12 protein-coding genes are annotated in these 15,544 nt (G+C 51.9%); 11 read left to right on the forward strand and 1 reads right to left on the reverse strand.

The window, feature by feature from the left end; all coding sequences use genetic code 11:
* Positions 1-7: 7 nt before the first annotated feature.
* The gene (locus tag ACFVYJ_RS01280) at positions 8-793 is read left to right on the forward strand and encodes a hypothetical protein (protein WP_419414369.1); all 786 of its coding nucleotides are present in this window, start codon (positions 8-10) and stop codon (positions 791-793) included.
* A 310-nt stretch (positions 794-1,103) separates the two neighbouring features.
* Complete coding sequence (locus ACFVYJ_RS01285; RefSeq protein ID WP_419414370.1) at positions 1,104-1,907, forward strand: hypothetical protein; 804 nt, start codon at positions 1,104-1,106, stop codon at positions 1,905-1,907.
* A 31-nt stretch (positions 1,908-1,938) separates the two neighbouring features.
* On the opposite strand, the gene ACFVYJ_RS01290 is transcribed toward ACFVYJ_RS01285, so the two are convergent.
* Positions 1,939-2,442 (reverse strand): DUF302 domain-containing protein, encoded by a 504-nt coding sequence (locus ACFVYJ_RS01290; RefSeq protein ID WP_419414371.1) that lies wholly within the window; start codon positions 2,440-2,442, stop codon positions 1,939-1,941.
* A gap of 135 nt (positions 2,443-2,577) precedes the next feature.
* Between ACFVYJ_RS01290 and ttcA the strand changes: the two genes are divergently transcribed.
* From ttcA to recD, 9 genes are all read left to right on the forward strand, one after another.
* The gene (gene ttcA, locus ACFVYJ_RS01295; protein WP_419414372.1) at positions 2,578-3,519 is read left to right on the forward strand and encodes a tRNA 2-thiocytidine(32) synthetase TtcA; all 942 of its coding nucleotides are present in this window, start codon (positions 2,578-2,580) and stop codon (positions 3,517-3,519) included.
* 8 nt (positions 3,520-3,527) lie between these two features.
* Positions 3,528-4,709 carry an MFS transporter gene (locus tag ACFVYJ_RS01300; protein WP_419414373.1) on the forward strand — a complete coding sequence of 394 codons (1,182 nt, stop codon included), beginning with the start codon at positions 3,528-3,530 and terminating at the stop codon, positions 4,707-4,709.
* Positions 4,702-5,478: a class II glutamine amidotransferase gene (locus tag ACFVYJ_RS01305; protein WP_419414374.1), complete on the forward strand. Its 777-nt coding sequence runs from the start codon at positions 4,702-4,704 to the stop codon at positions 5,476-5,478. Before ACFVYJ_RS01300 ends, ACFVYJ_RS01305 begins: the two co-directional genes overlap by 8 nt.
* Positions 5,475-5,621 (forward strand): hypothetical protein, encoded by a 147-nt coding sequence (locus ACFVYJ_RS01310; RefSeq protein WP_419414375.1) that lies wholly within the window; start codon positions 5,475-5,477, stop codon positions 5,619-5,621. The genes ACFVYJ_RS01305 and ACFVYJ_RS01310 overlap by 4 nt, the downstream gene beginning before the upstream one ends.
* The gene (locus ACFVYJ_RS01315; protein ID WP_419414376.1) at positions 5,587-6,612 is read left to right on the forward strand and encodes a sensor domain-containing diguanylate cyclase; all 1,026 of its coding nucleotides are present in this window, start codon (positions 5,587-5,589) and stop codon (positions 6,610-6,612) included. The genes ACFVYJ_RS01310 and ACFVYJ_RS01315 overlap by 35 nt, the downstream gene beginning before the upstream one ends.
* A gap of 33 nt (positions 6,613-6,645) precedes the next feature.
* The gene (locus ACFVYJ_RS01320; RefSeq protein WP_419414377.1) at positions 6,646-6,843 is read left to right on the forward strand and encodes a hypothetical protein; all 198 of its coding nucleotides are present in this window, start codon (positions 6,646-6,648) and stop codon (positions 6,841-6,843) included.
* An 87-nt stretch (positions 6,844-6,930) separates the two neighbouring features.
* Positions 6,931-10,200 (forward strand): exodeoxyribonuclease V subunit gamma, encoded by a 3,270-nt coding sequence (recC, locus tag ACFVYJ_RS01325; protein WP_419414378.1) that lies wholly within the window; start codon positions 6,931-6,933, stop codon positions 10,198-10,200.
* Positions 10,193-13,681 (forward strand): exodeoxyribonuclease V subunit beta, encoded by a 3,489-nt coding sequence (gene recB / locus ACFVYJ_RS01330; protein ID WP_419414379.1) that lies wholly within the window; start codon positions 10,193-10,195, stop codon positions 13,679-13,681. Before recC ends, recB begins: the two co-directional genes overlap by 8 nt.
* The gene (gene recD, locus ACFVYJ_RS01335; RefSeq protein ID WP_419414380.1) at positions 13,681-15,525 is read left to right on the forward strand and encodes an exodeoxyribonuclease V subunit alpha; all 1,845 of its coding nucleotides are present in this window, start codon (positions 13,681-13,683) and stop codon (positions 15,523-15,525) included. Before recB ends, recD begins: the two co-directional genes overlap by 1 nt.
* Positions 15,526-15,544 lie beyond the last annotated feature (19 nt).

Consider the following 15,544-nt stretch of genomic DNA (forward strand, 5'->3'; position numbering starts at 1 on the left):
GGAACGCATGGAAAAGCAGACGTTTTGGCATCGGTTCAGAGTGGTAGTGTTACTTGCCATTCTGCTGGTGGTTTCCTTGAACAGCTGGTTGTCCCGCTCCCGCTCGACTGATTGGCAGGAAACACTTTGGGTGGTGATATACCCCATCAATGCTGACCAGCGGCAGGACACTCGGGCTTACCTCAATGCGCTGCAGCCGGAACACTTTGCGGATATCGAACAATTCCTTAGTCGGGAAGGGCAGCGGTATGGTCTGACACTGACGCGCCCACTGGAAATTCATTTAGCAGAGGTCGTGGATAATGAGCCTCCGACGGTGCCAGACAATGCCAGTATTCTCGACAGTGTTTTGTGGAGTTTGCAATTCAGATACTGGGCATGGCGTAACGATGGCTGGGATGGGCCACCGCCGGATATTCGTATCTTCTTACGCATGTTTTCCCCACAGAACCGGCAGGTGCTGGAGCACTCGCTGGGTTTGCAGAAGGGTATGATTGGCTTGGTGAACGGCTTTGCCAGTGTGGATTATCAATCACTGAATAGCTTTGTCACGCTGCATGAAATACTGCATACCTTGGGTGCGAGTGATAAATACGATATGACCACTCTGCAGCCGCAATGGCCAGATGGCTATGCCGACCCTTACCAGGACCCGTTGTTACCACAGTATCGCGCTGAAATTATGGGTGGTCGAATCCCCCAGAATGCTAGCTTTTCGCTGATCCCGGAGTCACTGGATGAGGTATTGATTGGAGTGAAAACGGCCGATGAGATCAACTGGCTAAACCCCTAGCCTTATTCTTTTCCTGCAAGTCTATAATTTGTTTCTGACTAAAAATTTATTTAAATAAAACATACGTTTTAAAATATAAAAGTCTATTTTTTTCTTTCTTTTTAAAGGTTTATATTGTGCGTTAGCGATCGCTGAATCAGCATGGATTCTTTCGGTAGCTAAAAGCCCTGGCTCATTAATCTGATGAGAATTGACGGTTTATTAAGGATTAACAAATCGTTCAACAACAGTTAGGTAATGCACAATGAAAACCTTGAAAATAATGGCTCCGTTGATCACTGCTTTTCCTCTTTTCCTTGCAGGCGCAGTCATGGCTGCACCACCATCACCGGTGGATCTTTTGGACGCCCCTGAGGGGGTGGCCTGTAAAGTTATTGATAACGGTGAAAAGATATTTGATATCTCTTGGGCAGAAATCGACGGTGCAAAGAAATACTCGGTAGAACTGAATTGTGATAGTAATTTGGGTGATGTAAATATCGAGGCTGAGGTAGCTAAATCAACTATCACTTGTGCAGCAGGTACCTGTTCGGGATCGATCTCTGAGGCAGAGGTTGCTGAGGTGATTGAGGACGCGATTGAGGCGGGTGATGTTGAATGGCCAGAATTGACTGAGGGTGAAACACTAGGGTGGCTCTGTCAGGCTGAAGTGAAAGGCCTGAACCCCCCTGGGAAAAGGCAGAATCACCCTAAAGGCAAAGCTTCTTGTATTGAGGAGTCTCTATCGATTTGCCCTGTTTGGGCTCCGGGTGAGCTGTCTCAAATTGGTTCTCATACTCTGTCGGCTCCTTTGACGTATCTACTTAAGGCAGATATTGAAAACCGCACACTGGGAAGTATACCTGGCACATTTATGGATTATGAGTATGTTGGTGCCTCGGTTGAAGGTAAATGGACTTTTGTTACCAATACAGCATCGGTGTATAAGTCAGGGGACAATTTTGTCGGTAGTTTCACGCTTGCGACAGAAGATAGCCAGAAGAGTATTGATAGAACCGTATTCCTGACAGAGGCTGAGTATGAGGCCTGTAAATCCACTCTGACCTCTCACAGTGCCAGTCAGTGTCAAACTAACCAGTATCAGGCACTTGACGGAAGTTGTCTCGATATTTGATTGATATTAGCTGTTATTGCAAACGCGGGTCCTATTCAGGCTCGCGTTTTTTATTGTTTTGATTATCAAATTCAGCACCGGCTGCGGTAAGGGCTTTCAGCAGGTCAGCTTCGAGCTCAAGTAAAAGTTTTTGCGCGGGGCTTCCTGGCTTAATCGCTGATGGACGCAGCATCATGATACGGGTCTGATTTCCTTCCTGCAGGAGTGTCATGGAAAGTGGGCAGAGAGCTGCAAGCTCTGGATCCAGATTCAGTACATGATTGACATACCAGGGATTGCAGAACACCAGACTTTGGATTTCTGTATAGCCATTGCGGTTATAGTCATCTCCCCATCGGTCTTTAAATGAAGCAATTGATCGACCGATGTTGGCTTCAAAAATCACATAAAAGCGCTGAGCTTCAAGTTGACTGTTGATCTCAACATAGTTGCCTGCGTAGTCCCCATCTATGGTCATATTGATAATACTGCTTGCCTGCAGGTTGACGGTGACGAAAGAAAAAACAAAAAATAAGCTTGTGAGTAAAGTTCGCATGGTCGCAATGTCTTGTTGTGGCGTGTGTCGGCAGTCTAGCAGACAAACATCAATAGTTGTCTAAGGTGGGCCTATGCTCGCCGCCATGTCCGGCGTTGTTGTATAATACGGCGCTTAATCACCGAGACTGGACCCATGAACGCATCCCTGACACCAGAGGAGGAAACCCACGAAGTTTCCTCAACGACTGAAACCGAGAAAAAACAGAAAACCCGCCTGAATAAGCTGCAGAAACGTCTGCGGCGTGAAATGGGGCAGGCGATTGAAGCCTTCAATATGATTGAAGAGGGCGACAAAGTCATGGTGTGTTTGTCCGGTGGTAAGGATTCCTACACCATGTTGGATATTCTGATGAACCTGCAACGCAGTGCACCGGTGAAATTTGAGCTGGTGGCGGTGAATATGGATCAGAAACAGCCAGGATTCCCGGAACATGTGCTGCCAGCATATCTGGATGAAGTTGGGGTGCCGTACCATATCATCGAGCGGGATACATATTCTGTGGTGAAGGAGCTGGTGCCAGAAGGGAAAACTACCTGTGGCCTTTGTTCCCGTTTGCGCCGCGGTACTCTGTATGGTTTTGCTGATGAGATCGGCGCAAACAAGATTGCGTTGGGGCATCACCGGGATGATATTTTGGAAACCCTGTTTCTGAATATGTTTTATGGGGGGCGGTTAAAGGCGATGCCGCCCAAGCTGGTCTCTGATGACGGCAAGAATATGGTCATTCGGCCGCTGGCTTTCTCTCGAGAAAAAGATATCGTGGCTTATTCGGAGTTGAAGCAGTTTCCGATCATCCCATGCAATCTGTGTGGTTCGCAGGATAACTTGCAGCGTCAGGTGATCAAAGAGATGTTACAGAGCTGGGATAAAAGCCATCCGGGAAGGTTGGAAACCATGTTTCGCTCGCTGCAACATGTTGTCCCATCGCATTTGGCGGATACCGAGACGTTTGATTTTAAAGGGCTGCAATTGGGTTTCCCTCATGGTGTCGCAACCGGTGGTGAGTACGCCGACAGTGATAGTTGCCAACCGCCGGGCATGGTGCCAGAGCGGATTGATATCCTCGCCCTGTAGGGTCGACGTTGAATAGAAATGTATTCTTGTTAGCCGCCTGTCAGGCATTACTGACTTGTGGCAATGTGTTGCTGGTCTCAGTGGTGGCACTGATCGGCCAGCAATTGTCACCTGAGCCTTTATTTACCACGTTACCGGTGGCCAGTCAGTTCACCGGCCTGATGCTGGCCACGGTGCCAGCCTCCCTGATTATGCAGCGCATTGGTCGCCAGAAAGGTTTTTACCTGGGCGGACTAATGGGCGTGCTGGGTGCCATCCTGGCAGTGGTGGCGCTGCTGCATTCCGCTTTCGGGCTGTTTTGTCTGGCCACTTTCCTGCTCGGCGTTGGTATCGGTTTTGGTACCCTTTATCGCTTCGCCGTGGTTGAGGTATGTGACCCCTCAGCTAAGAGTCGTGCTATTTCTATCGTGATGGCTGGCGGGGTAGTGGCTGCAGTCATTGGCCCCCAGCTGGCGATATATGGTCAGGGCTGGTTCACAGATAAGCCTTTTTTGGGCGCGTTTGTCGGCTTGTTAGGGCTGTATTTGTTGGCATTAGTGCTGCTAAGTCGAACCCGCTTGCCTGCCGCTGCGTCCCATGCGCCGGCAGGCGGACGTCCGCTGAAAACCATTCTGTTGCAACCCGCGTGTGTCGCTTCGGTGGTGGTGGCAACAGTGGCATATATGGCCATGACTCTGCTAATGACGGCAACACCTCTGGCAATGGCTCGGTGCGGCTACAGTTTTACCCATGCTGCCGAGGTCATTCAGTGGCACGTGCTGGGCATGTTTCTACCCTCGTTTATAACCGCGCGGTTGATTGAACGTTGGGGTTTAAAACAGGTGATGTTATGTGGTGTTTTCCTGATGCTGGGTTGTGTGGCAGTTAACCTGTCAGGGACAGAGGTGTGGCAGTTTTGGTTGGCGCTGGTATTGCTGGGCGTAGGCTGGAATTTCATGTTTATCAGCGCCACACAAATGCTGACCGGTTGCTACACTACTGCGGAACGAGGCAAAACCCAGGCCGCGAATGAGTTTGTCGTATTCAGTATGGCCACGCTGGCAACCTTTTCTTCCGGTGCTCTGGAGGCGAGCTTGGGTTGGCAGGCCATGAACTGGCTGGTGTTGCCGCTGATAATCTGGGCCGCAGCTGTGATTCTGATATTTGCCAATACTGGCCAAGCAGCGAGTGAGGAGATGCAGAATGTCTGAAGAACAGTTGTGCGCCGTACAAGCGTCAGGCCCGGTCAGGGTCAGGTTGACAGCCGGCTTTGACCCAGCCCCATTGGCGGCAATGGGTATAGGCTCGATGAGCGAAGGTAACCCTCAGCGGCTGGTGATGCAACGCGAAGAACTTACACCAGCTTCCCTGCAATATTTGCAGGCACACCCTCATCAGACTGAACTTTGGTTAGCACACCTCTATCAGCAAGCACCTTTGGAACCGCTGGAAATTCAACCCTTCCTGCGCCCGTTGCGCGGGCTGCCATTTCTGTTTTCTATGTTGGGGGAACTCACTGGGCTAGACGACCCTGAGCGTTTTCCGGTGGGTGAGCACTGGCCGCTAAGCTGTTTGGACCGGGAACGTGCCTTCTGTTTGTTGTTGGAGCGACTGCGCCGGTTATGGCAAGAGGGGTACCCGGATGATGAGATGCGGCTGGCGTTACTGGCGGATTATGCCAGCCGACTGCGTCAGCTTGATAATCACAGTTTTGTCTGTTGGGACAACCAGGCGCTTTATGCGTATAGCGATGGTAGCCAGCGGCGGGGGCTTTTCTATGAATTGCTTCAGGGGGAACATTTTCTGTTGCAGGGGGTACTACCATTGGAGATTACGGCTGAGTCACCTGTCAGCCTGGTGCTGATCGGGACTGACGCTATGTTGAGCGACAAGGCACTGCCTATTCAGGATGGTCAGTTAAGCTGCTTTTCGCAGGGCCAACTGCAAGATACCTGTGAGCCAGTGCAGCTTTGGTCATGAATACAATTCGACTAACCGGGCAGTGGTTTTCCTGTGTGGTTGGTTATACTTACCTGAGAGCAACGGGTGGCACCGAATTCGCGGTGCCGCAACAGGATATTATCCAGAATGACTATTTCCCGTACGCCCCTGAAAGCCAGTAGTGGCGCTCAAGATAACACCTCATCACTCAATGGTGTCATAGAGTCTCTTAATGAGCCGATGCTTGGCCATCTGCTGGACCGAATTATTCTGGCGGCGTTTGTGATAGATCAGAACCACATTATTCAGCACTGGAATTCCGCCATGGAAAAACTCAGTGGCATCAGTCGTGAGGAAATGATTGGTACCCGTGATCATTGGCGTCCTTTTTATAATAAGCCCCGTCCCTGTATGGCTGATCTGATGTTGGATGGGCGGGTAGAAGATGTTGCTCGGTTGTATGAAGGCAAATTCAATGTCTCTGACCTGATAACAGAGGCGTTTGAAGCAGAGGATTTCTTTCCCGATTGTGGCCCGGAGGGCGAGTGGCTACATTTTTCGGCTGCTCGCATCAATAATGCGGCCGGGGAAGTGATTGGCGCCATAGAGACCCTTACCAACATCAGTGATCGCAAAAAAGCTGAGTTTGAACTGCTGGCTCGTGAGCGCAAATACCGCGAGCTTAGCATTACCGACAGCTTGACTGGCTTATATAACTCGCGCCACTTCTACCAGCGGCTAGATGAAGCTCTGGCCAATGCACAACGTTATCAACATAGCTTTTGTCTGTGTTTTTTTGATCTGGATAACTTCAAACAACTTAATGATCGCTGGGGTCATCTCGTCGGCGACAGGGTGTTGGAAACCTTTGGCTCTATGGTGCGTGCTTCACTGCGTCTGACCGATTCCGGTTATCGTTATGGCGGCGAAGAGTTTGTGGTATTGTTGCCCTCAACTGTATTGTCTGAAGCCGCTGTTGTTGCCGAGCGTATTCGTCAGTCATTGGAAGATCATAACTTCACAGTGGAGCATGGTCAGAAAATCAACATTACGGTGAGCCTGGGCCTGACTGAATACCGGACAGGCGACAGTGCTGAGACGATTATGGAACGGGTTGATCAAGCACTCTATTGTGCCAAGCGCGAAGGTAAAAACCGTCTGCGAACCAGTTAACCCGGAAAGCCCTGTTTAGAGATACCAATAAAGATGAAAAGCTACCTGTTCAGTACGGATAATGAACGTGGCGGTGTGATTCTGTGTGAAATCGACACCCTGCCGGAAGCCGTGACCTACCTGCAAAATCGTTTCAAAGGTGTGGTGCGTGTGGAGCAGGGTCGCCAGTTCTGGGATCAGCAGGAAGGCTTTGGCGAAATGCCGCCACCTGCTACCGCAGAAACCAGTTAGTCCTGAAGCATCGCCGCAGATGCGATATGCTGATCACATATTGAGCCTCTTCGTCTCAGCCTGGATGGATCCTAACACGCCCACATCATGCTAACTGTCTATTACTCTAACGATCTATCGGTACTGAAAGACCTTCTGCTGCACCGGATTAATGCCGAGCCGCTGGATGACCCCTTTATCGCTGAGCAAATACTGGTGCAGAGCCCCGGTATGGCGCAGTGGCTTAAGCTGGAAATGGCGCAGTCAGCAGGTATTGCTGCCTCGATTGAGTTTCCTTTACCCGCGTCTTTTTTATGGCAGTGTTTTTCCTCAGTTTTGGAGGGGGTGCCGCAACGTTCCGCATTTAATAAGGAAGCAATGCAGTGGAAGCTGATGCAGCTTCTGCCGCCGCTGTTAGCACAACCTGAATTTTCACCCCTGCAGAGTTATTTATTGGATGATCCTGATCAGTACCGTCTTTACCAGCTCAGCCAAAAAATAGCTGATCTGTTTGACCAATACCTGGTGTATCGCCCTGAATGGATCTCTGACTGGGAGCAGGGTGGTCAGCAGGCCGCCGAAAAACAACCCTGGCAACCTGTCCTTTGGCGGGCGCTGGTGGCATCGACTCAGCAACTCGCGCAACCGCATTGGCACCGGGCGAATATGTTCAGCGCGTTCAGCCAGGCACTGGCTCAAGCGGAACTGCCGACGGCGTTACCCAAGCGGCTATTTGTATTTGGTATTTCGGCTTTGCCGCAAAATTTTATTGATGCGTTACAGCAGTTGGGTAAACGTATCGATGTACATCTAATGGTCTGTAATCCCTGCCGTTTTTACTGGGGCGAAGTGGTGGATCAAAATCAGATCGCGCGTATGAACCGACGTTGGTTTGATAAGCCCGGTCTGGCTGCACAGCAGGTTATGGAGTTGGGTAATCCGTTACTGGCGTCGCTGGGTAAATTAGGGCGGGATTATATCGATCAACTTCAGGCACTGAAATGCACTGAGATAGACGCGTTTGTTGCCAGCGAACGTCAGTCACTGCTCAAGTCGGTCCAGCAGGATATTCTGGACCTGGAAGATCCATCGGCTTTGCCGGATCAATTGCTGCATAGTCAGTATAAATATCGGGTCGCCACGGATGACCCGTCTGTTAGCGTGCACAGTTGTCATAGTGCCTTACGGGAAGTTGAGGTGCTACATAATCAATTACTGGCAATGTTTGAACGGGACCCAACTCTGCAACCTCGTGACATCATCGTCATGATGCCGGATGTGGCGGCCTATGCCCCCTATATTGATGCCGTTTTTTCCAGCGTGCCACCTGAGCGACGAATTCCATTTGCCGTTTCTGATCAGCGTTCTGCTGAAGAAAACCCTCTGTTACTCAGCTTTGCCCGATTGCTCAAACTGCCCCACAGCCGTTTTTGTGTCACGGACATGCTGGAACTGCTGGAAGTTTCCGCAATTCAGCGGCGCTTTGGTTTGGATGAAGCGGGTTTTCAGACCATCCGGCAATGGGTGCAGGGGGTGAATATTCGCTGGGGCCTGGATGGCGAGCAGCGTTCATTGTGGTCAGTGCCGGTGTTTGAGCAAAACAGTTGGCGTTTTGGCCTACGCCGTATGCTCAGTGGTTATGCGTTGGGTGATACTGGCGTGTGGCAGGGAATTGCGCCTTACCCTGAAATAGAAGGTCTGGCAGCTGAACTACTCGGACAGTTAGGTGAGTTTATCGATTGTCTCGACCGGATAAGACAGTCTCTTCGTGGTGCAAAACCACTGGTTGAATGGATTCAGGCGATCAACCAGGTACTGGATACGTGTTATCTGGCTGAAGTAGACGATGAGTTGGCACTCAACAGCATCCGGCAGCTGTTACAGCGATTGCAGGAACAACTCATTGATGCCGCCTGGCAGGGGCCCTTGTCGGCCACAGTGGTAGTGGATTACCTGTTATCGGGGCTGGATGACAGTCGCTCGGGGCAGCGTTTTATGGTCGGTGCGGTGAACTTCTGTACCCTGATGCCGATGCGCTCTATCCCGTTTCGGGTCGTGTGCCTGCTGGGTATGAATGACTCGGCCTATCCTCGAGCGATGCCACCCATGGGGTTTGATTTGATGCGGGATCACCCGAAACGAGGCGATCGATCGCGTCGGGATGATGACCGTTACCTGTTTCTTGAAGCGCTGCTGTCGGCTCAGGAAACGTTGTATATCAGTTATGTGGGTCGCTCTATTTACGACAACCGGGAAAAAATACCGTCGGTACTGGTGAGTGAGTTGTTGGACTATCTGCGCCTGGGTTACTGCCTGGAGGAGGATGTTCAGCAGAACTATGCTGACAGTGGCAAAGCACTACTGAAACAGCTGTGCGTGCAGCACCCGATGACGCCGTTTGGTAGCGATAACTTTAACGCCACTGACAAGCAAATATTCAGTTATGCCAGTGAATGGCTTGCCGCTGCGAGTACCCGTCAACAACCGGTTGCCGCTGCGAGTTGTCAGTTACCGGAGGAACCGCTGGCCGAACTGGAACTGACAGAGCTGCTTAGCCAGATTAAAAATCCCTGTCGCGGTTTTTTTACCCGTCGGCTGAAAACCTGGTTTCGTCAGGCTGAGGCAGACACTCTGGATGAAGAACCCTTCGCCCTTGACTCCCTGGATGCCTACCTGCTGAAGCAGCGTTACCTTAACTGGTTGCTGGCCGGAAATGAGCCTGAGGTGCTGGAGCAGCAGTTGCTGGCTGAGGGGTTATTGCCCGTTTCCAGCCGCGCGCAGAACCTGTTGCAAAAACTGCGTAAGGACATCACCGAGCTGGTGGCTAAGCTGGAACCCCGCATGCAGGGTGAAGTTGTGTGCCATGAAGTTGATCTGCAACTGGGCGAGACGCGGCTGGTGGGTTGGCTGGACAATACCTATCCTCAGCACTTGTTGCGATTCAGACCGGCACAGGTGAATGGCTATGACAGGATAACCACCTGGATCGAGCATCTGGTATTACAGCTGTTGGGCGGAGGCCATAGTTATTTCAGGGGCTTGTCTGCCTGGGTGAGTTTTGCACCGGTACCCAGGGCGCAGGCGCTGGAGTTCTTGCAGCAATGGTTAGATTTTTATCAGCGTAGCCTAACAACCCCGGTGGCGTTTGATGCTAAAGCGGGTATGACGTATCTGGAAACCTTGGCGAAGGGTGAAGCAGCAGCCCGGCAAGCAGTGATTGACCGGTTTAATGGTGGCTATAACCATTACGGCATTGGTGAAGATCCATATCTGAGGCGAGTTTTCCCTGATGCGGAGAGCTTTTTAGAAGCATTACTACCTGACGTAATCCTACTGGAGCCGATGCTGAGTTACATGGAGGATCTCAAGGATGAGTGACGCACTGCGGCTTGACCTGATGAGCTTTCCGCTACATGGCACACAATTGATTGAAGCCAGTGCAGGTACTGGCAAAACTTTCACCATTGCCGCACTGTATTTGCGGCTTATTTTGGGGCTGAATTCTGGCCAGTCGCCCCTGGGTCCGGATCAGATTTTGGTGGTGACCTTTACTGAAGCGGCTACCGAAGAGTTACGTGACCGGGTCCGGCAGCGGGTATCAGATGCCCGTGAGGCTTTTCTGGTCGGTCATAGCAAGGACCCGTTTCTGCAGGCATTGCTGCAGGCGACCTCGGATGTTCCCCGTGCAATTACCCTGTTAGAAGCCGCATTGCGACAGATGGATGAAGCGGCAGTGTTCACCATTCATGGCTTCTGTCAGCGGATGTTACGCCAGCATGCATTTGAAAGCGGGAGTTTATTCAGCCAGGAGTTGTTAACAGATAACCAATCCCTGATCCGGGCTGCCTTACTGGATCTATGGCGAGATCTGCTTTACCCGCTGCCGGGGTTAGTGGCAGATCAGTTGCTGGAATTATGGCCTACACCGGATAGCCTCTATCAGGCAGTGTCGTCTTATGTAGGGCGCTTCGGTGTCCAGCTGCAGCCGGACCTTGGCGATGCTGATCTAGTGCAATTGGTCGAGCAGCGTACTGTGCTGATTAAGCACTTTAAATCCGCCTGGCTGAGTCAAGCAGAGTCACTTGAGGGGCTGATTAACAACTCGGGTCTGAATAAGCAAAGCTACCGGGTGTCCAGTGTCGCAAACTGGCTGAGTCAGGTAACAGACTATGCTATGTCAGAGCAGCGGGAGCCGGATAAGAGTCTGCTTAAAGTTATGGATCGGTTTACTCCTGCAACGCTGGCAGCTAAAACCAAAACTGGTGCAGTTCCAGAGCACCCTCTGTTTGACCTGACGCAGCGGTTAGTAGAGGAAACTGTCCCATTGCGTGAAGCCGTACTGTCCCGCACCCTGGCGCAGCTTGAGTTGCGGATGCAGGCGGAAAAGCAGCAGCATCAGCTGCTGACCTTTGATGACTTGCTCAGCGGTTTACACTCCGCTTTGTCAGGCGACGGGGGAGGTCGCCTGTCAGCAGCTATTCGCCAGCAGTTCCCGGTGGCACTGATTGATGAATTTCAGGATACGGACCCTCTGCAATACGGCATCTTCAAGCATGTTTATCAGTCTGGTACTGGTACCGCCTGGGTGATGATTGGCGACCCGAAACAAGCGATATATGCCTTCCGTGGTGCGGATATCTTTACCTATATGCAGGCTAAATCCGGGGTTGAACAACCCTATACTCTGGGGACCAACTGGCGCTCTACTGCAGCGATGGTGGCTGCGGTTAACGCGGTGTTCCAGCACGTATCTGCGCCCTTTATTTATACCGAGCAGATTCCTTATCAAAGCGTCACAGCTGCCGGTAAAGATAAACAGTTACGTTGTAATGGTGAGTTATTACCGGCTTTGACCTTCTGGCATGACCCTGATGTAGAAGCATTGAATAAACAGCAGTACCGTAGCAAGTTTGCCGACATCGCTGCCCGGCAGATCTTTCACTTGTTGAGCAGTGACAGCCAGATTGGCGATGTTGCTCTGTGTGGCGGGGATATTGCGGTGCTGGTTCGGGACCGTTATGAAGCGGAGAGTATCTCTCAGGCACTACAGGCTCTGGCTTTGCCCAGTGTCTATCTCAGTGGGCGTGATTCGGTGTTTGCAACCCAGGAAGCGGCTGACCTGTCGCTGGTGCTGGCTGCGGTTGCCAATCCACAAGATGAAACCTGCATACGCGCTGCATTAGCTTGTAGTCTGATGTTGCTGGACCTGGCAGCATTGGATCGCCTGAATCGAGATGAACAGGCCTGGGATGCAGTGCTGAAAGAGTTTGATGAGTACCATCAGTTGTGGCAACGGCATGGGGTGTTACCCATGTTGAATCAGTTGCTGCAGCGGCGGGATCTTGCGGCTGGCTTGCTGGCATTACCGCAGGGTGAAAGGCGTTTGACCAATCTGATGCAGTTGAGTGAACTCCTACAGCAGCGCAGCGTGGAACTGGATACCAGTACGGCGCTGTTACGCTGGTTTTATGCGCAGCAGCAGGGTAATCATGGCCAATCTGATGAGCAGATTCTACGGCTGGAAAGTGATCGCAAACGGATCACTATCATTACCATTCATAAAGCTAAAGGGCTTGAGTTCCCGGTGGTGTTTCTCCCCTTTATCTGTAGTGCCGGTAAAGCAAAAGATGCGCTCTATCATACTGAAACGGGCGCTGCTGTACTGGACCTGAGCCAGGGTAAAGAGAACCTGGTGTTGGCGGATAAAGAGCGGCTGGCGGAAGATCTGCGACTGCTCTACGTTGCACTCACTCGCTCAATCTATGCTTGCTATCTTGGGGTTGCCGAGCCGAAGCCCTATAAGGGGCACACATTTACCAACACTGCCCTGGGGTATCTGTTACAGCAGCTGGATGGCAATGTGGCACAGGCACTGCAAAAGCTGGTACAGCATTGCCCGTCTATTGCGGTACAGACAACGACGCATGTTTCAGCACGGACATCGGATTGGCAGCAGCCCGTTGTAGAGGAAACACTCGCCGCGCGGCGTTTTTCCGGATCCATACCTACTAAATGGCGAGTGACCAGCTATTCGGCGCTCAGCCGTCGACAGCATAGCTTGCCGGAATTGCCCGGTATTGACCTTGAAGTGGCAGATGAGAAACCTCAGCAGCCTGAAATAGATCCTGATGGCCATAGTATTTTTACCTTTCCCAAAGGTGCAACAGCCGGCACCTGCCTGCATGCGCTGTTTGAAAAGATAAGCTTTGCTCAGTTTGATGCACAACAGGATGCCTCGACTCTGGCGCAGGAGCTTGAACTGAGTGGCTATGCGGCAGAATGGCTACCCGTGGTGACTCAGCTGGTTGCTGATACTCTGGCCTGCCCGCTGGATGGTGAGCAAATGCGCCTGGGGTTACTCGATGATGCTGACCGCCGGGTTGAACTTGAATTTATGTTTCCTGTTGAGGGTGTGCAATCAACTGAGCTGGAGCGGGTAGTGCGTCAGCATGACTCACTGTCGGCGCAGGCGGCGCATGGCTTGGAGTTCGAGCAGGTAGACGGCATGTTAAAGGGATTCATCGATCTGTTGTTCCGCTACAACGGGCGTTACTACGTGCTTGATTACAAATCCAACCACCTCGGGAATAACCTGGATTGTTATGCCCAACATGCGCTGGAATATGCCATGTTGGAGCACCGCTATGATCTGCAGTATCAGCTTTATTCACTGGCACTGCATCGGCTCTTGCAAACCCGGTTGCCCCATTATGATTACAACCAGCATTTTGGTGGTGTTTATTATCTGTTTTTGCGTGGGGTCACCCCACAGGGTGGCAGCGGTGTATTCTCCTGCCGCCCTTCGCTGGCGCTGCTGACCGCGTTGGATCATCTATTTGCTGGCGGCGGGGTGGTCTGATGACCCTCTATACGGATGCATTACAAACCCTGCAACGCTGGCAACACTCCGGTTGGATTAGAGCAGTGGATCTGCAATTTGGTCGTTTTGTCGCCCAACAACAGCCTGTGCAGCCGCAGTTAGTATTGTTGGCTGCACTGGTTAGCCAGCAGCTTGCGGTGGGTAATGTGTGCCTGCCATTGGCACGGTTGAAGGTTGCCAGTGATTGGCCGGCTGAACTGGCGGCAGAGTTAGACACATTACAGGCAATTGATTGGCAACCCGACGGGCTGTTACTGGGGCAGGGTCTGCAGGCGACCTTGCTGGTAATGGACCAACAACGGGTTTACCTCTATCGCTATTGGCAGCATGAAATGCGTGTGTATCAGGCGCTATTACAGCGGACAGCGCCGGTGATCAATGACCGAGGATTACTGCAACAGCACCTAGATCAATTATTTGATGCGACCGATCAGCAGCCAGACTGGCAGCAGGTTGCCGCTGCACTGGCCCTGCGGCATTCGCTGGCAGTCATCAGTGGCGGGCCAGGTACAGGTAAAACCACAACAGTGACCAAAATTCTGGCGCTTTATATCAGCCAGCAGCTGGCACAGGGAATAACACCCCGTATTAAACTGGCTGCACCCACCGGTAAGGCCGCCGCGAGATTGAGTGAGTCGATCAGTAAGGCGAAGCAACAGTTGGCTTTGCCCGATACTGACAGCGGGCTGATTCCTGACCAGGCGAGTACCCTGCATCGTTTGCTGGGGGTGCGGCAGGGCAGTATTGAATTCAAGCATGATGTCAGTAATCCGTTGCATCTGGATCTGCTGTTGGTGGATGAAGCGTCAATGGTGGATCTACCGATGATGTCCAGGCTGCTGCAGGCATTGCCAGAGCAGAGTCGACTTATTTTGCTGGGTGATCGTGATCAGTTGGCTTCAGTTGAGGCGGGCAGTGTGCTGGGTGACATCTGCGCCTGGCCGGGCGCGTTACATTACAGTGAAGCTTGTACCGAATATCTTAATCAACAGTGCCGGTTAGGTGCGGATGTGCGGCTGATGCCTGCCGAGCAAATGCCGCCTGCAATCGCGGATTGCCTGGCAATGTTAAGGCACAGTTATCGGTTCTCGCATGATAGCGGGATCGGTTTGCTGGCCCGGGCCGTGAACCAGGGCCAGCCGGCGGATGTTCGTGAGTTGCTTAGTCAGCCGCCGGCTGATCTGGATTATAAGCCCTTGCAGGAGGACAGCTTCCAGTCGGCAGTACAGGCTGTGGTTGAGTTTCATAGCAGCTTACTGAAACAGGGTGGAACAGACAGTGCAGAGGCCTTCCTTGAACAGTTGCCGACTCTGCAGCTGTTATGTGCCCTCAGAGAAGGCCCGTTTGGCGTATCCGGTCTGAACCAGCGGGTACGGGAAGGCCTGGTTGCGCGGGGACATGTGCGTGGTGAAAGTCCCTGGTATAGAGGGCGACCGGTGATGATAACGCGCAATGATGCGCGACTGGGGTTGTATAACGGTGATATCGGCGTGGCCTGGCCCGATGAAAATGGCCAAATTAAAGTTTGGTTCCCAACCAGTCAAGGCTTACGAGGCTTGCTCCCCAGTCGTTTACCTGCCCACGATACGGTGTACGCCATGACCGTCCATAAAAGTCAGGGGTCAGAGTTTGATCATGTGTATTTGCTGCTGCCAACAGAAGCGCAGGCTTTGTTGAGTAGAGAATTGTTGTACACCGGTATTACTCGGGCAAAAGGCAAGTTGACACTGGTTGCCGCAGAAAAAACGCTGCTAAGTGCTACTCAGCAACCGATTATTCGCTGGGGTGGTTTAGCAGAACGCCTTTGGGGACCAATCAGATAGGGTACAACTGCCAGTACAC

This window comes from Pontibacter sp. JAM-7 (assembly GCF_048548695.2).
Taxonomy (GTDB): domain Bacteria; phylum Pseudomonadota; class Gammaproteobacteria; order Pseudomonadales; family Balneatricaceae; genus Neptuniibacter.